Below are 17,295 nucleotides of genomic sequence, written 5' to 3'. Positions count from 1 at the left end.
CTAGCCTCGCCGCAGCACCAGCGTCGCCCAGGCGTCGCGGTGGTAGCGACGCTCTACGCGGAAGCCTCGTCCCAGATAGGCGGCGCGTACCAAGCGCTCCTGGCTGCGCAGCAGCCCCGACAGGACGGCCAGGCCGCCGGGCTTCAGGGCGGCGCGGATGTCGGAGGAAAGCCACACCAGCGGCCGCGCCAGGATGTTGGCAAACACCAGATCATAGGGCGCGGCCGCCTGCACGCTCCCTTCCCGCAGTCCGTTGGCGTGCACGAAACGGACACGCACCTGGTTCAACACCGCGTTCTCCCGCCCGATCCGCACCGAGACGGGATCGATGTCGATGCCGAGCGCCAACCGCGCACCGGTCTTGGCTGCAGCGATGGCGAGCACGCCGGTGCCAGCGCCCACGTCCAGCACCTTGGCGAAGCGCCGGCGCTTCAGCAGGGCGTCGTAGGCGCAGAGGCATCCCACCGTGGTGCCGTGATGGCCGGTGCCGAAGGCCGCCCCCGCCTCGATGCGCAGGTTCACCGTGTTGCCGGGCCGCCGCCCCAGATCGTGGGCGCCGTAGATGAAGAAGCGCCCCGCCCGGACCGGCGGGAGGCCCGAGAGCGCCAGGGCCAGCCAGTCGGCATCGGCCAGCACCTCCACGCTGACCGCCAGGCCGGCCTGAGCGGCGAGGGCCTCGCGCAGGCGTTCCGCCTCCTCGGGCTCGGTCGGGAAGGCGTCGATGCGCCAGATGCCGTGGTCCTCGTCCTCCTCCAGGATGGAGTAGGTGGCGCCCTCCAGCAGCGGGTCGGCGTCGATTTGGCGCGCGGCGGCCTCGGCGATGGCGCGCGGGCCTCGGGCGATGATCTGCACGGGATCGTCGGTCATGGACCGCCTGTTAGCGGGACGGGCGCGACAGGGTAAGCGCTTCGTCGCCTGGCCAGCTTCACCAGGGCGGCGCGGTCTGCTACACCGCGCCTATGGCGACATCCTGCGGACCCGTTCGGCGAATTACTCAGCCGGCCTGAGGCTGGACCGGCCCTCCGCGTAACGCGGCGGCCGGGCCCGCTTCTGGCCGGGACGCCCTTCGCCCTCATCCCTGAACGCCCGCTGGACCAGACCTTCCTCATGGCCGACGACCAGAGCCCCTCTCCCACGCGCGACTACCGCGACACCGTCTTTCTACCGAAGACCGAGTTCCCGATGCGCGCCGGGCTGCCCAAGCTCGAGCCGAAGATCCTAGCCGACTGGGCGGCGCAGGACCTCTACGGCAAGATGCGGCGCGCACGGCAGGCGGCGGGCGCGGAGCTGTTCGTGCTGCACGACGGCCCCCCTTACGCCAACGGCGCCATCCACATCGGTCACGCGCTGAACAAGCTGCTGAAGGACTTCGTGGTCCGCTCCCAGTTCGCGCTCGGCAAGGACGTCGACTATGTCCCCGGCTGGGATTGCCACGGCCTGCCCATCGAGTGGAAGATCGAGGAGGAGTTCCGCGCTAAGGGCCGGCGGAAGGACGAGGTCTCCAAGGCCGAGTTCCGCGCCCGCTGCCGCACCTATGCCGATGAGTGGATCGGGGTGCAGCGCGAGCAGTTCAAGCGGCTGGGCGTGCTGGCGGACTGGGACCACCGCTACGCCACCATGGACTATCGCTCCGAGGCCACGATCGTTGCGGAGTTCCACAAGTTCCTGATGAGCGGCCAGCTCTACCGCGGCTCCAAGCCCGTCATGTGGAGCCCCGTCGAGCGCACCGCGCTGGCCGATGCCGAGATCGAGTACCACGAGCACGCCTCGCCCACGATCTGGGCGAAGTTCCCAGTGGTGCGGGAAACGCCGACACTGGGCGCCGCCTCGCTGGTCGGCGCGTCGGTCGTGGTCTGGACCACCACGCCCTGGACCATCCCCGCAAACCGGGCGATCAGCTACGGACCCGGCATAGCCTACGCCTGCTACAAGGTAGGCCAGCTGAAGGGCGGGCTTGACTACGAGCCGTGGGCCAAGACGGGCCATCGGCTGATCCTGGCGCCGGCCCTGGCCGAGCAGGTGTTCGCGGCCGCCGGCGTGGAGAGTTGGACGCTGGAGCGGCCGGTCTACGCCGCCGACCTGGCGGACGTGGTCTGCGCCCATCCGCTGGCCAACCTGGCGCCGGCCTATGGCTTCGACGTGCCGATGCTCAGCGGCGAGCACGTCACCGACGACGCGGGCACGGGCTTCGTCCACACCGCGCCGGGTCACGGCCAGGAGGACTACCTCGTCTGGCTCAAGTCAGGCCACCGCGAGATCCCCGAGACGGTGGACGCCAACGGCGCCTACTTCGACAGCGTAGCGTTGTTCGCCGGCCTGCAGATCATCGAGACCGAGGGCAAGAAGGCCGGCAAGTTCGGCCCCGCCAACGGCGCGGTGATGGAGAAGCTGATCGAGGCCGGGAACCTGCTGGCCCGCTCGCGCCTGACCCACAGCTACCCCCACTCCTGGCGCTCCAAGGCGCCGGTGATCTACCGCAACACGCCGCAGTGGTTCATCCGCATGGACGAGCCACTGGGGAGTGCGTCCCTCGAGACGCCGGCTTCGCCGGCTCCTCAGGATGACGAGGGGGGTGAAAGCTCAGCCGGCCCTACAAACCTGCGTCATGCTGAGGAGCGCTCGCAGAGCGCGTCTCGAAGCACGCAGCATGCTCCCACCCTCCGCACCCTCGCGCTCTCCTCCATCGACGTCACCGCCTTCCACCCCAGGAGCGGCCAGACCCGCATCCGCGCCATGGTGGCGGGACGGCCGGACTGGCTGATCTCGCGCCAGCGGGCCTGGGGCACGCCGCTCGCCATGTTCGTGGACAAGCGCACCGGCGAACCCCTCCGCGACTTCGAGGTCAACGCCCGCATCCAGGACGCCATCGCCGAAGACGGCGCCGACGCCTGGTTCACCCGTCACTCCGCCGAGTTCCTCGGCTCTGGCCGTGACCCGGACGACTACGAGAAGGTCGAGGACATCCTGGACGTCTGGTTCGACAGCGGCTCGACCCACGCCTTCGCCCTGGCAGGCCGCGACGACAGCCACTGGCCGGCCGACCTCTACCTGGAGGGCTCCGACCAGGCCCGCGGCTGGTTCCAGTCCTCCCTGCTGGAGGCCTGCGGCACGCGCGGGCGGGCGCCCTACGAGGCGGTGCTGACCCACGGCTTCACCCTGGACGAGCAGGGCGAGAAGATGTCGAAGTCCAAGGGCAACACCGTCGATCCGCTGAAGGTGATCAACGACAGCGGCGCGGAGATCCTACGCCTGTGGGTCGCCATGGTCGACTATGCCGAGGACCAGCGCATCGGCCCGGCGATCCTGCAGACCGCCACCGACGGATATCGCAAGTTCCGCAACACGATCCGCTACCTGCTGGGCGCGCTGGAGGGCTTCGACGAGAGCGAGCGAGTGGGGCTGACATCGCCGGAAGATTTGCAGAACCTTCCCGCCTTGGAGCGTTACGTCCTGCATAGGCTATGGGAGCTCGACGAACAGGTCCGGGCCGCTTACCGCGAGTACCGCTTCAACGACGTCTGGCGGCCGGTGTCGGAGTTCGCCGCCCAGGAACTGTCGGCTCTCTATTTCGACATCCGCAAGGACGCCCTCTACTGCGACGCCCCCTTCAGCCTGCGCCGCCGCGCCGCCCGCACGGTGATGGATGCGGTGTTCGAGCGGCTGACGGTGTGGCTGTCGCCGATCCTGCCCTTCACCTGCGAAGAGGCTTGGACGATGCGGTTCCCGGACGCGGGCTCCAGCTGCCTGCGGGTGATGCCGGAGACGCCTGAGGGATGGCGGGATTTCGACGAGATGAACCGGTGGCACCGGATCGGCCGTGTTCTAGCAATCGTAACCGGCGCGTTAGAAGCTAAGCGGCGCGACAAAGTTTTTGGCTCTGCACTAGAGGCCGCAGTTCAGGTCTTTGTACGCAACGATGAGCTTCTAGCGGCCTATGAGAACATCGATGCGGCGGAGGTCTTCAGGACAAGCTCGGCTGTAATCACCTCTGGACATGGGGGTGACCCCCTACCTATGGGCTTCCACTCACGAGATGAGATGGACATTTCTCTAGCATCCAATGCGGCCACTCTGACGGGTGAGAAATGCGCCCGCTGCTGGCGCATCCTGCCCGAGGTGCACGCGCCCAAGTTCCTCTGCGAGCGCTGCGACGCCGCAGTGGCCGAGATCGAGAGGGCGGCGTGAGCCTGCTGCCTCACCGTTCCGCCTCCCCGCTTAGCCAAGCGGCCGCTGCTCTCCCTTCCCCCTCGATGGGGGAAGGGTCGGGGATGGGGGTGAGTGCAGGACGCGTGCGGGAGAGCGCGGGAGGCGCCTCCCGCGCACCAAACCCCAATCTCAGTGCGAGCACCCCCGCCTCTACCCCTGCCCCATCAAGGGGAAGGGAGAGCTTTCCAGCCGGGCCACGCTTCTCTCCCGTCGAGCGGGCGCGCCGATGACCGCCCTCCCCGCTTCGCGCCCCCTCTCCCGCTACGCCCTCGCCACCTACGCCGTCGCGGTCTTGGTCATGGTCCTGGACCAGCTGTCCAAGGCCTGGATCCTCTACAGCCTGCACCTGGCCGATCTCGGCACGGTCCCCCTCCTGCCCTTCTTCCGGCTGAGCCTGGTCTGGAACCGCGGCTTCAGCTTCGGGCTGCTGTCGCAGGTGGACCTGGCGCGCTGGCTCCTGTCGATCTTCTCCATCGGCGTGGCCATCGCCCTGGCGCTCTGGGCGCGCAAGACCACGCGCCCGCTGCCGGCGCTAGGCCTGGGCCTCATCATCGGAGGCGCCATCGGCAACGCGGTGGACCGAGTTCGGATGGGCGCGGTGGTGGATTTCCTGGACTTCACCGGCACTCACGTCTTCCCTTGGGTGTTCAACGTGGCTGATAGCGGCATCACCGCGGGCGTCATCCTGCTGCTGGCTGACAGCCTACTCGCCAAGCCTGAGGCGCGACCCTGACCACCCCTGCGTCGCCGCGCACCTTTGCGCCATCTCCGGCGGTGTTGTATCCGCTCTGCAACGGGCCAGGGTGGGCCCCGGAGTTGACGATGGCTTCCAACCAGTGCCGGCGTACAGGCGCCGCGATGCTCGTGGGTCTCGGCCTCGCAGGCCTCGGCCTGGCGGGCTGCGGCACGGTCAGCAACGCGCTCGGCACCAACAAGCTGGCGCCTGACGAATTCCGCGTGGTCACCAAGGCCCCGCTGGTGGTCCCGCCCGAATACGCTTTACGTCCGCCCACTCCCGGCGAACCCCGGCCCCAGGAACTGCAGCCCGAGAGCCAAGCCCGTCTGGCCCTGATCGGCGAGCGTGAGAGCGCTACGCGCAGCCAGGGCGAGACCCTGCTCGTCAACCGCGCCGGGGCTGAGAAGGCCGATCCGCTGATCCGCTACGTGGTGGACGACCAGTATGGCGATATCTCCCACAAGGAGAAATCCTTCGCCGACCGCGTCATGTTCTGGCGCAAGGGCCAGCCCCAGGACGCCCAGGTCAGCGCCGAAGCCGACGCCGCCAACACCCCGAACCCCGTGGATCCCGCCGTGGTGCAGCGGACGGTGGCCTCGCTCACCGGCGACAAGCCCGTGGTGATTCAGCGCGCCCCGGCCAAGCGCCACTTCAAGCTGCCGGGCCTCTAGGCCCGGTCACCTGGAGACCGCTCTGGACACGTCTCCAGAGTCGTCGAGCAGAGATAATCTGGACGTCCGTGAGGAGGTCAGCCTCAAGCCCCGGGCTCGACCAGGTCGTAGGGCACGGTGCGTCGATTGTTGAGAGGAACCCGCAACGCCCGATCCAGCGGCGGGAAGGCGCGCTGGGGACAGTCGTCGCGCTCGCAGATGCGGCAGCTGATCCCGATCCGCGCCGCGGGCCCCTCCAGGTCCAGCCCGGCTGCGTAGACCACCGCCCCCGCATGCTGGATCTCACAGCCCAGCCCGAGCGCATAGCGGCGGTCGGGGGTGAGATAGTCGCCGGACCGCTTCACCTCGCTGCGCGCCATGCAGAGATAGCGCGCCGTGTCCGGGGTCTCGGCGACCTGGGTCAGGATGTCGCCCGGTCGCCCGAAGGCCTCGTGCACGTTCCACAGCGGGCACGCGCCGCCAAAGCGGGCGAACTGCAGACGTGTCGCGCTATGGCGCTTGGTGATGTTGCCGGCCATGTCGATACGTACGAAATAGAAGGGAACGCCCTTCAGTCCCGGCCGCTGCAGGCAGCTCAGGCGATGGCAGACCTGCTCGAAGCTCGCGCCGAAGCGGACCTGCAGCCGCTCCACATCGTGCCGCATCTCCGCCGCGGCCTCCAGGAAGGCGCGGTATGGCAGGATCAGCGCCCCCGCCGCATAGTTGGCGAGCCCGATGCGGCAAACGTCGCGTGCCGCCGGGCTGCGGAAGCGGGCGCGTTCGAGTTCCTGCTCGATCGGCTCGCGGAACTCCAGCAGCGCGAGCTGGTGGGCGAGCTGGAAAGTGCGGGTGGGCGTGGGCTGGGCGCCATCGACATACAGCCGCCGGGTGAGCGGGTCGAACCGGCGGAGCGCCGCGCCGGGGTCCGACGTCCGCACCACGGTGACCGCGTGCAGGGCCAGCAGCGCCTGGATCATGGCGGCCTCAGGCGTCTGCGACTTGCCGACCAGGATCAGCGAGGCCAGGGACTCCGCGGCTGTGTCCAGGGCGTCGACATAGTTGTCCTTGTAGTGGAAGAAGTCGCGGACCTCTTCATACGGAAGGCTGGCGCTGGCCACGGCCGTCTCGTCCAGCGACACGGTTTCGTCCATGGCCTTGAACCGCTCGTCCAGACGGCGGAATGCGCGGTGGAGGGCCAGGAACTGGCGGGCGAGCGCAGGCGTAGCGCTGGCCGCCTGCTTGATCTCCACGGCCGAGGGCGGGTCGCCATAGGCTGCCGCATCGACCGTGGCCTCACGCAGGTCGGCCGCAAGCCGGCCTTCGTCGCCAACGTCGAACGCGCCCGCATCCACCTGGAACACCTGGGTGAGCGCGATAAGCACCCGCGCCGTCACCGGCCGCTGGTTGGTTTCGATCTGGGAGAGATAGCTTGGCGACAGGCCCAGGCGGCTGGCGCATCCCTCCAGAGTCCAGCCCCTGGATCCTCTGAGGCGTCTCAGCCGCGCGCCGACAAACAGCTTCTCCGCCATCGCAGTTTTGCGAGCTCCGCCTCAGCAAAGCCGAAGCTTACGCAAATTGGCACGTTTTGCGAAGCACGGCTGCTGATTTGCCGCTAGGTCACTCTCAGGTCGAATCCGATTTCAGGCGAACTCCGCGTGCAGCATATCCTCGATGAACTGGACAGCCGGCGCGAACAGGCTCGTCAGGGCGGCGGCGAGCGTCGCGTGGCGTCCCAGCACGCCAAGGGCAAGCTGACCGCACGCGAACGTATCGACCTCCTGCTAGACGAGGGCTCCTTCGAGGAGTTCGATATGTTCGTCGAGCACCGCGCCACCGAGTTCGGCATGGACAAGACCCGCATACCTGGCGACGGCGTGGTCACCGGCTGGGGCACGATCAACGGGCGAGTGATCTATCTCTTCTCCAAGGATTTCACGGTATTCGGCGGAAGCCTCTCGGGCGCTCATGCCAAGAAGATCCTCAAGGTGATGGATCAGGCCCAGAAGCTCGGTGCACCGGTGATCGGCCTCTACGACGCCGGCGGCGCGCGTATTCAGGAAGGTGTCGAGTCCTTGGCGGGTTATGCCGACATCTTTCTCCAGAACGTAATGGCCTCCGGCGTCATCCCCCAGATCAGCGTGATCATGGGACCCTGCGCCGGCGGCGACGTGTACAGCCCGGCCATGACCGACTTCATCTTCATGGTCAAGGACACGAGCTACATGTTCGTCACCGGACCGGACGTGGTGAAGACGGTCACCAACGAGGTGGTCACGGCCGAGGAGCTTGGCGGGGCGCGGGTGCATGCGGGCAAGTCGGGCGTGGCCGACGGCGCCTTCGAGAACGACCTTGAGGCCCTGACCCAGGTCCGCCGCCTGATTGACTTCCTGCCGCTCTCCAACCGCGACAAGCCTCCGCACCGGGAGAGCTACGATGAGCCGGACCGGGCCGAACACTCCCTCGATACGCTCGTCCCGGCCAACCCGAACAAGCCCTACGACATGAAGGAGTTGATCTTTAAGGTTGTAGATGAGGCGGATTTCTTCGAGATTGCAGCGGACTACGCCAAGAACATCGTGATCGGCTTCGGGCGCATGGACGGCGACACGGTGGGCTTTGTAGCCAACCAGCCCCTGTCGCTGGCCGGCGTGCTGGACATCGACTCGTCGCGCAAGGCTGCTCGATTCGTTCGCTTCTGCGACGCCTTCGACATCCCGCTGGTCACCTTTGTGGACGTGCCGGGCTTCATGCCGGGCACGCGCCAGGAGTACGGCGGCCTGATCAAGCACGGCGCCAAGCTGCTGTTCGCCTATGCCGAGGCCACGGTGCCCAAGATCACCCTGATCACCCGTAAGGCCTATGGCGGGGCCTATGACGTGATGAGCTCCAAGCACCTGCGGGGCGACTTCAACTACGCCTGGCCTACCGCCGAGATCGCGGTGATGGGCGCCAAGGGGGCGGTGGAGATCATCTTCCGCGCTGAGGCCAAGGACCCTGACAAGCTCGCCGAGCGGGAGGCCGAGTACAAGGCGCGCTTCGCCAACCCCTTCGTGGCGGCCCAGCTCGGCTATATCGACGACGTGATCATGCCCCACAGCACCCGCCGGCGGATCGTGCGTGCGCTGAAGAGCCTGAAGGGCAAGTCGCTGAGCAATCCCGCCAAGAAACACGACAACATCCCCCTGTGAGCATGTTCAGCAAAATTCTGATCGCCAACCGCGGCGAGATCGCGGTTCGCATCATCAAGACCTGCCGCCGGCTCGGCATCAGGACGGTGGTGGTCTACTCCGAGGCGGACGCCGAAAGCTTGGCCGTCGAGATGGCCGACGAGAGCGTCTTTCTCGGGCCGCCGCCCGCCAACCAGTCCTACCTGCTCGCTGACAAGATCATTCAGGCCTGCCGCGACACGGGCGCGGAGGCGGTGCATCCCGGCTTCGGATTCCTGTCGGAAAAGGCTGAATTTGCGCAGCAATGCGCCGATGCCGGCATCGTCTTCATCGGCCCCAACGCCTACGCCATCGCCGCCATGGGCGACAAGATCGAGTCCAAGAAGTTCGCCCAGGCCGCCGGCGTCTCCTGCGTCCCGGGTCACATCGGCGAGATCGACGACACCGCTCACGCCATCCGCATCTCCGATCAGGTCGGCTATCCGGTGATGATCAAGGCCTCAGCCGGCGGCGGCGGCAAGGGCATCCGCGTCGCCTGGACCCGCGCCGACGTGGAAGAGGGCCTCCCAGCGGTGAAGGCGGAGGCGAAGGGCGCCTTCGGAGACGATCGCATCTTCATCGAGAAGTTTATCACCTCGCCCCGCCACATCGAGATCCAGGTGCTGGGGGACAAGCACGGGCACGTGGTGCACCTGTTCGAGCGCGAGTGCTCCATCCAGCGCCGTAACCAGAAGGTCATCGAGGAGGCGCCTTCGCCGCTGCTCGACCCGCAGACCCGTGCCGCCATGGGCGCCCAGGCCGTAGCGCTGGCCAAGGCCGTGAACTACGATTCCGCCGGGACGGTGGAGTTCGTCGCTGGTCAGGACAAGTCGTTCTATTTCCTGGAGATGAACACCCGTCTTCAGGTGGAGCATCCGGTCACCGAGCTGATAACCGGGCTTGACTTGGTGGAGCAGATGATCCGCAGCGCCGCGGGCCTGCCTCTGGACTTTACCCAGGAGGACCTGAAGATCAACGGTTGGGCCATCGAGAGCCGGCTCTATGCCGAAGACCCCTACCGCAGCTTCCTGCCGTCCATCGGCCGGCTCGTTCGCTATCAGCCGTCAGTCGAAGGCGCGCATGGGTCTTACCAGGTGCGCAACGACTCCGGCGTCCGCGAGGGCGACGAGATTTCGATGTTCTACGATCCCATGATCGCCAAGCTCTGCACTCACGGCGCGACTCGCGACGAGGCGGTGGACGGCATGGCGCGGGCGCTGGAGGACCTGGAGATCGAGGGCCTCGGCCACAACGCGCCCTTCCTGTCAGCGGTGATGGACCAAGCACGCTTTCGCTCCGGCGTGCTGTCGACCAACTACATCAAGGACGAGTTTCCCGGCGGCTTCGGCGGCCTTGAGCCGGCGGCGGACCAACTGGACCTGATGACGGCGGCAGCCTGTTGGATGCACCGGCTGCAGGTTTTCCGCGCCCGGGGCAACGGTGGCAAGCTGTTCGCCGCGCCGGTGCGCGACGCCTTTGTCGTGTTCATCGGAGAGCACAAGCGCGCCGTGAAGCTCTCCGGTGAAGGCCTGACGCTGGACGTGATGCTGCCGGGCGAAAATCGGTCGCTCGGCCTGCAGGACGTGGACTGGCGGCCCGGCCGCAAGCTGTTCAAGGCCTCGCTCGACGGGCGGCCCTTCAGCCTGGAGGTGGCGCCGGCGGCTGAGGGCTTTGTCATCCGTCACCGGGCCGCAAAGGCGCGGGTGATGGTTCTGACGCCCCTCTCCGCCGACCTTCACGAGCGGCTGCCCCAGAAAGCCGCCGCCGACACCTCCAAGCTCATCGTCTCGCCCATGCCGGGACTGGTGGTCAGCTTGGACGTGGAGGTCGGGCGCGAGGTCAAGGCCGGCGAGGCCGTAGCGGTGATCGAGGCCATGAAGATGCAGAACCTGATCAAGGCCGAACGCGACGGCGTGGTGAAGTCCGTCGGCGCCAAGGCCGGCGACAGCGTGGCGGCCGAAGAAGTGCTGATCGAGTTCGCATGACCCTTCTCCGCCCATCCGGCTAATGCCGGGACGCAGATCGTAACGCTGAGCGGCAGCTAAATACCCGGCGGTCAGCTTGACATGCCATTCAATACGATCTGGGTCCCGGCAGCCGCCGGGATGGGCCGGTAACAGAAGCGATTTTCCTGATCCCGGAGACCCACCATGATCCTCGACTCCTCCATTGCAGCCGTCGTCACCGGCGGCGCGTCCGGCCTCGGCGAAGGCACGGCCCGGGCGCTGGCCGCCTACGGCGTCAAGGTCGCGCTGTTCGACATGAACGCCGAGCGCGCAGAGGCCGTGGCGCACGAGATCGGCGGCGTCTTCTGCAAGGTGGACGTGACCTCCGACGTCGACGTGGAGGCCGGCCTCGCCAAGGCCCGCGCCGCCCACGGCCAGGAGCGGGTGCTGGTCAACTGCGCCGGCATCGCCACCGGCGCCAAGACGGTAGGCCGTAAGAAGGAGACCGGCGAGATCACCACCTTCCCCCAAGACGTGTTCGAGCGCACCGTGAGGATCAACCTGTTCGGCACCTTCCGCTGCCTGGCCAAGTCGGCGGCCGGCATGGTGACGCTGGAACCCCTGGCGGACGGCGAGCGCGGCGCGATCATCAACACCGCCTCGGTCGCCGCCGAGGACGGCCAGATCGGCCAGGCGGCCTACTCGGCTTCCAAGGGCGGGGTGCTGGCCATGATGCTGCCGATCGCGCGCGACCTGATGAACGAGGGCGTCCGCGTGAACACCATCCTGCCTGGCATCTTTCAGACACCGATGATGGCGGCCATGCCGCAGAACGTGCAGGACAGCCTGGCGGCCAGCATCCCCTTCCCCAAGCGACTGGGGACGGCTGCGGACTACGCGCGCACGGCCATCGACATCCTCGAGAACGTCTATCTCAACGCGGCCACGATCCGGCTGGACGGGGCGATCCGGCTGGCGCCGCGATAGCGATTATCCCCGCCTGTCCCGGCAAGCGGCAGACAGGCGAACATGATGCACGCCGGGACTGACCTTGGAGACCGTTGATGGCCGATCCCGCTCCGGACACCGGACCGTCAGACATCTCGGAAGAGGGCGCCGCTATAGAGCTGGAGCGGTTGGCGAAGGAGATGGCCGAGCACGAGCGGCTCTACTACGTCGAGCAGGCGCCAGGCGTTGACGACGCGGCCTATGACGCGCTCAAGCGCCGCAATGCCGGGCTGGAGGCGCGCTTCCCGGCCCTTGTGCGAGCGGACTCGCCCTCATTGCGGGTGGGGGCGGCGCCCTCGACCAGCTTTGCCGCCGTGCGCCATGGCGCGCCCATGCTGTCGTTGGACAACGCCTTCAACGCCGCGGAGGTCGCCGACTTCATCGCCCGCATCCGCCGCTTCCTGAAGCTCGCTGCGGCCGAGCCCCTCGCCTTCACCGTGGAGCCCAAGATCGACGGCTTGTCCGCCAACCTGCGCTACGAGCAGGGGCGGCTGGTCCAGGGCGCCACCCGAGGCGACGGCCGCACCGGGGAGGACGTGACCCTCAACCTGCGCACCTTGGCCGACATCCCCGAGCGGCTGAAGGGGACCGGCTGGCCGGAACGGATCGAGGTTCGCGGAGAGGTCTATCTGGGCCACGCGGCCTTCGCAGCCATGAACGCGGCCGCGGAGGCCTTGGACGCTCGCACCTACGCCAACCCTCGCAACGCCGCCTCCGGTTCGCTGCGCCAGATCGATCCCACGATCACAGCCGCCCGACCCTTGCGCTTCTTCGCCTACGCCTGGGGCGACACCAGCGCGCCGTTCGCCGAGACCCAGTGGGAGGCGCTGCAGCGCCTGCGCGACTGGGGCTTCCAGGTCAGCGACCTCTCACTGCGGGTGGAAAACGAGGACGCGCTGGAGGTGCAGTACCGCGCCTTCGAGGACCGTCGGCCGCGGCTGGGCTTTGACATCGACGGCGTGGTCTACAAGCTGGACCGGCTGGACTGGCAGGAGCGGCTGAGCTTCGCCGGGCGCATTCCCCGTTGGGCCATCGCCCACAAGTTCGCCCCCGAACAGGCGCGCACCCTGGTCAATGACATCGAAATCCAAGTGGGCCGCACCGGCGCCCTGACGCCGGTGGCCAAGCTCGCGCCGATCAACGTCGGCGGCGTGGTGGTGCAGAACGCCACCCTGCACAATGCTGACGAGATAGCCCGCAAGGACATCCGCGTCGGCGACACCGTGGTGATCCAGCGCGCCGGTGACGTGATCCCCCAGGTGGTGGAGGTGGTGCTGGACGCCCGCTCATCCCCTGAACCGCCGCCCTTCGCCTTCCCCCAGATCTGCCCCTGCCCGCTGAAGACCGCCGTCACCCGGGAAACCACCGGCGGCGGGGTGGAGACGGTGGTGCGCCGCTGCACCGGCGAGATGGCCTGTCCCTTCCAGCGGCTGGAACACCTGAAGCTATTCGTCTCCCGCAAGGCCTTCGACATCGAGGGCCTGGGGGAGCGCCAGCTCTCGGCCTTCTACGAGGACGGTCTCGTCCGCGAGCCCGCCGACATCTTCAGGCTGGCCCGCGACGAGCCGGCCCTGGCGGTGCTGCGCGCGCGGGAGGGTTATGGCGAGACCTCCATCCGCAACCTGGTCGCCGCGATCGAGGCGCGGCGGACCATCGCGCTGGCTCGGTTCATCTTCGCGCTCGGCATCCGCCATGTGGGCGAAACGACGGCGGCGACGCTGGCGCGCGGCTACGGCTCGGCCGAAGCCTTCCTAAGCGCCATGGACCTGCTAGCCGCCGGCGACACCTCCGCGGCGGAGGAGCTGGACGCCATGGACCAGGTCGGCGGAGCGGTCGTGGACGCTGCCCGCGCCTATTTCGCCGAAGACCACAACCGCGTCCGGGTCGCCAACCTTTCCGTCCAGCTGACCATTGAGGACGCTGAGGCCCCGCAAGCCGACACCGCTATGGCGGGCAAGACGGTGGTGTTCACAGGCGCGCTGGAGAGCGTGACCCGCGACGAGGCCAAGGCCCAGGCCGAGCGGCTCGGCGCCAAGGTCGCGGGTTCGGTGTCCAAGAAGACCGACATCGTGGTGGCTGGACCCGGCGCCGGGTCGAAGCTGAAGACGGCCGAGGCGCTTGGTCTCCAGATTCTGAGTGAGGCGGAATGGCTAAGCCTTGCGAGAGAGGCGTGATGACCCCACGGAGGCCCGCGGCTTGAACGGGAACGCGGCGCGCACGTTGGATCGATGATCATTGGGAGGTCTGACTTGCATAACCCCGTCCTTCTCGCCATGACGGCGACGATTGGCCTCGCCAGCGCGGCCATGGCGTCCCCCGCGTCCGGGGTCTGGCACGTTCCCGACAAGAACTCGACCATCCAGGTCTATGACTGCGGCGCCGCGATCTGCGGGCGGGTGCTCGACTCCGACGACCTGCGCGCCAATCCGGACAAGCGCGACGCCAAGAACAGCGATGCGTCGCTGAAGACCCGCAGGATCAAGGGATTGGTGATCATGACCGGGCTGAGCGGTGGTCCGACGGAGTGGGCCGGAGGGTCGGTCTATGACCCGACCTCGGGCCACACCTATCATGGCTCCTTCACGCTCGTCGGGGCGGACACGGCGCATCTGAAGGGTTGCATCATCGGCCCACTCTGTCGCACCGACACCTGGACCCGGGCGCGCTGAGGACAGCCTCATAGCGGCGATTGCAGCCGACGAAAGCCTCGACCTGAGCTCGGCAGCCTGTCGTCAACGAGCTTGATCCAGCTTCGACGGGCGACCGCCGTCCAGCTCACAAGGGTGCGCAGACGAACCTCATCCAATCGGCGACATCCCGCTCCACCCGCGGTCCGATCTTCTCCAGCACTTGGGCGTGGTAGTTGTCGACCCAGGCGCGCTCGGCGGCGTCGAGCAGATCCACCTTGATCAGGCGACGATCGATCGGAGCGAAGGTCAGGGTTTCGAAACCCAGCATCTCCCGTTCGCCGCCCTCGACGGCTGCAGGCGCGGTCACCACCTGCAGGGTCTCGATGCGGATGCCGTATTCGCCAGTCTTGTAGTAGCCTGGCTCGTTGGACAGGATCATCCCGGCCTGAAGGGCCGTCGTGTTGGGCGCCTTGGCGATCCGCTGCGGCCCTTCGTGCACTCCCAGATAGCTGCCCACCCCATGGCCAGTGCCGTGGTCGTAATCCAAACCCACCATCCACAACGACTGTCGAGCCAATACGTCCAGGGCCGAACCGGTGGTTCCGGCGGGGAAGCGGATGCGGGCCAGCGCGATATGGCCTTGCAGCACTCGGGTGAAACGGTCGCACATCTCGGCGCTCGGCTCGCCGACGGCCACCGTACGGGTGATGTCTGTCGTGCCGTCCTGGTACTGGGCTCCTGAGTCCACCAGCAGCAACTGGCCAAGCCCGATCCGGCGGTTGCTCTTGTGGGTGGGGCGGTAATGGACAATAGCGCCGTTGGGACCTGCGCCCGCAATGGTATCGAAGCTGAGATCCTTCAGCGCGCCGGTCGCCTCGCGGAACCCTTCCAGCCGGGTGACGACCTCGACCTCATCCGGCAGGCTGGTCTGAGCCTCGGTGGCCAGCCAGTGCAGGAAACGGGCTATGGCGGCGCCATCACGGACGTGGGCCCGGCGAGCGCCTTCGATCTCCACCGCGTTCTTGCAGGCGCGAGGGAGGGCGCATGGGTCTGGGCCGCGCACCACAGTGGCGCCGCCCGCCTCCACGATTTCGAAGTACCAGGCTGAGGACTGGGCAGGGTCGATCAGCACGCGCCGACCCGCCAGCTCGCGCAGGGCGGGCTCCAGCGCCTCAGGCCGTTCCAGCGTGACCGTGTTGCCGAGCCACGCCGCCATGTCAGGGTCGAGCTTCTGCGAGTCGAGGAACAGCCGAGCGGACCCGTCGGTCCGCAGGATCGCCTGGCCGAGCGGAAGCGGCGAACGGATGACGTCCCCTCCCCTGAGATTGAAGAGCCAGGCGATGGAGGACGGGGCGGTCAGGACCGCCATGTCCGCGCCAGCCTGAACAAGCGCCTGACCGACGCGGGTCCGCTTGGCGTCACTCGCCTCTCCGGCGTAGTCGAGCGGCTGCGGCTGAATCGCGGCCCGGGGCTGTGCCGGGCGGCCCAGCCAGGCGAGATCCAGCGGATTGGCCTCCACGGGCTTAAGCGAGGCGCCAACCGTCTCCACGGCGGCCTTCAGGCGGACGAGCTGGTCAGGGCTATGAAGTCGGGGATCGTAGCCGATCACCTGGCCTGCACCGGCGGCGGTTTCCAGGTAGGCGGGCACGCCGCCCTCCACCAAGTCGCGCCGCTCGAACAGCTCGCCATCGGTCTGGGCGGCGAGTTGCAAGGTGTAGCGACCGTCGCTGAACACGGCAGCCCGTCCTGTCATCACCACCGCAGCCCCTGCCGAGCCGGTGAAGCCTGTGGCCCAGGCCAGCCGCTCATTGGCGTCCGGCAGGTACTCGTTCTGATGCTCGTCCTCATGCGGGATGAGGAAGCCGTCCAGACCCTGGGCGGCCATCTGTTCGCGGATCAGCGGGAGGTGCTCGGCCCCGAAGGCGGGATCGGCGGCGTCGTCGAAGGTCTGGCGCATAGACGATAATCTAGCGCCTGTCCGCGCGCCCGCAATCGCGGGAGGCGCAAACGGCTGCCGCGCGTTCAGGACCCATGAGGTCCGATCCGCCCGAACGCACCCGCGCCGTGCTCCGCTACGCCCTGGCCGCGATCTACATGCCGTTCGGGCTGCTGCACATGCGCTCTCCGGACGCCTTCCTGCCGATCATGCCACCGCAGGTGCCCCATCCGCATGCGGTCGTGGTGTTCACTGGAGCCTGTGAGGTGGCGGGTGGGCTGGGCTTGCTGGTTCCGCGCACGCAAAAGGCGGCAGGTGTGGCGCTGGCGCTTTATGCCGCCTGCGTCTTCCCCGCCAATATCTACCACGCGCTGGCGCACCGGCACGCTCCGCCCCTGCCGGACAGCTGGTGGTATCACGGCCCCCGGCTGCTCTTCCAGCCGGTGTTCGTCTGGTGGGCGCTGTTCGCGGGCGGCTTGATCGATTGGCCCTGGCGGCGCACGCCGGCCCAGAGGAGCGATGGGTGAACAGGACTCACAGACGAGGCTCGTGGACCACAGGTCTCGCCCTGGCCGCCGCTCTCCTGACGGGCGCAGGCGCCGCGATGGCCCAGCCGCCCTTGGATGCGCTGCCCTCCATCCTGCAGCTCGAACTCAGCCAGCATCCCGCCTGGCGAGCCTACAAGGACGCCTCGGCCGAGCGGCAGGCGGACGCCGCCCACTCCGTGTCCCAGGCGGCCCAGCTGAACGCCATGACCACGCCGCAGCGCCTGGACGCCCTGCGCAGCCAGATGCAAGCTCAACAGCAATCGTTCGAACAGCAGGCCTCGGCGACGGAGGCCTTCTACGCCGTGCTGTCGCCGGACCAGCGTCGCATCTTCGACGAGGTGACCCGGCTGCCGACGCTCCCGTCACCCCTGCGGGCGAACGCGTCCATGGACCCTGGAAGTCCGCAGATCCTGCGCCTGCCGCCCGCGG

The 17,295-nt window shown here is 67.9% G+C and carries 13 protein-coding genes; 10 read left to right on the top strand and 3 right to left on the bottom strand.

Annotated features, from left to right (window positions below):
* Entirely contained in the window at window positions 1-867 is an 867-nt protein-coding gene (locus HUV06_RS07420; protein WP_174300637.1) for a 50S ribosomal protein L11 methyltransferase, read from the bottom strand.
* Window positions 868-1,107: 240 nt separating this feature from the next.
* On the opposite strand from HUV06_RS07420, the gene ileS reads away from it, so the two are divergent.
* The 3 genes from ileS (at window position 1,108) to HUV06_RS07405 (ending at window position 5,613) form a co-directional block, all read left to right on the top strand.
* Window positions 1,108-4,185: an isoleucine--tRNA ligase gene (gene ileS / locus HUV06_RS07415; protein ID WP_174300636.1), complete on the top strand. Its 3,078-nt coding sequence runs from the start codon at window positions 1,108-1,110 to the stop codon at window positions 4,183-4,185.
* 247 nt (window positions 4,186-4,432) lie between these two features.
* Complete coding sequence (gene lspA, locus HUV06_RS07410) at window positions 4,433-4,939, top strand: signal peptidase II (RefSeq protein WP_174300635.1); 507 nt, start codon at window positions 4,433-4,435, stop codon at window positions 4,937-4,939.
* Between the two features lie 89 nt (window positions 4,940-5,028).
* Window positions 5,029-5,613 (top strand): DUF3035 domain-containing protein, encoded by a 585-nt coding sequence (locus tag HUV06_RS07405; protein WP_254600955.1) that lies wholly within the window; start codon window positions 5,029-5,031, stop codon window positions 5,611-5,613.
* 83 nt (window positions 5,614-5,696) lie between these two features.
* Here the strand turns inward: HUV06_RS07405 and HUV06_RS07400 are convergent, their stop codons facing one another.
* Window positions 5,697-7,121: a short-chain fatty acyl-CoA regulator family protein gene (locus HUV06_RS07400; RefSeq protein WP_174300634.1), complete on the bottom strand. Its 1,425-nt coding sequence runs from the start codon at window positions 7,119-7,121 to the stop codon at window positions 5,697-5,699.
* 126 nt (window positions 7,122-7,247) lie between these two features.
* Here HUV06_RS07400 and HUV06_RS07395 point away from each other — a divergent pair, with 126 nt between their 5' ends.
* The 5 genes from HUV06_RS07395 to HUV06_RS07375 all read left to right on the top strand — a co-directional run bounded on the left by HUV06_RS07395 (window position 7,248) and on the right by HUV06_RS07375 (window position 14,421).
* The gene (locus HUV06_RS07395; RefSeq protein WP_174300633.1) at window positions 7,248-8,780 is read left to right on the top strand and encodes an acyl-CoA carboxylase subunit beta; all 1,533 of its coding nucleotides are present in this window, start codon (window positions 7,248-7,250) and stop codon (window positions 8,778-8,780) included.
* A gap of 2 nt (window positions 8,781-8,782) precedes the next feature.
* Entirely contained in the window at window positions 8,783-10,783 is a 2,001-nt protein-coding gene (locus tag HUV06_RS07390; protein ID WP_174300632.1) for an acetyl/propionyl/methylcrotonyl-CoA carboxylase subunit alpha, read from the top strand.
* Window positions 10,784-10,948: 165 nt separating this feature from the next.
* The gene (locus HUV06_RS07385) at window positions 10,949-11,731 is read left to right on the top strand and encodes an SDR family NAD(P)-dependent oxidoreductase (RefSeq protein WP_174300631.1); all 783 of its coding nucleotides are present in this window, start codon (window positions 10,949-10,951) and stop codon (window positions 11,729-11,731) included.
* A 77-nt stretch (window positions 11,732-11,808) separates the two neighbouring features.
* Window positions 11,809-13,926, top strand: a complete 2,118-nt coding sequence (gene ligA, locus HUV06_RS07380; RefSeq protein WP_174300630.1) for an NAD-dependent DNA ligase LigA — start codon at window positions 11,809-11,811, stop codon at window positions 13,924-13,926.
* Between the two features lie 75 nt (window positions 13,927-14,001).
* Window positions 14,002-14,421, top strand: a complete 420-nt coding sequence (locus tag HUV06_RS07375; protein ID WP_174300629.1) for a DUF2147 domain-containing protein — start codon at window positions 14,002-14,004, stop codon at window positions 14,419-14,421.
* Between the two features lie 106 nt (window positions 14,422-14,527).
* Here the strand turns inward: HUV06_RS07375 and HUV06_RS07370 are convergent, their stop codons facing one another.
* Window positions 14,528-16,339, bottom strand: a complete 1,812-nt coding sequence (locus tag HUV06_RS07370) for an aminopeptidase P family protein (protein ID WP_174300628.1) — start codon at window positions 16,337-16,339, stop codon at window positions 14,528-14,530.
* A gap of 74 nt (window positions 16,340-16,413) precedes the next feature.
* Between HUV06_RS07370 and HUV06_RS07365 the strand changes: the two genes are divergently transcribed.
* Together HUV06_RS07365 and HUV06_RS07360 are read left to right on the top strand one after the other, a co-directional pair.
* Complete coding sequence (locus tag HUV06_RS07365) at window positions 16,414-16,845, top strand: DoxX family protein (protein WP_174300627.1); 432 nt, start codon at window positions 16,414-16,416, stop codon at window positions 16,843-16,845.
* Window positions 16,842-17,295: Spy/CpxP family protein refolding chaperone (locus HUV06_RS07360; protein WP_174300626.1), on the top strand; the 454-nt coding region annotated here is incomplete at its 3' end. The genes HUV06_RS07365 and HUV06_RS07360, both read left to right, overlap by 4 nt.

This window comes from Caulobacter sp. S45 (genome assembly GCF_903642205.1).
Taxonomy (GTDB): Bacteria; Pseudomonadota; Alphaproteobacteria; order Caulobacterales; family Caulobacteraceae; genus CAHJWH01.
This window is presented reverse-complemented; position numbering and strand designations above follow the sequence as displayed.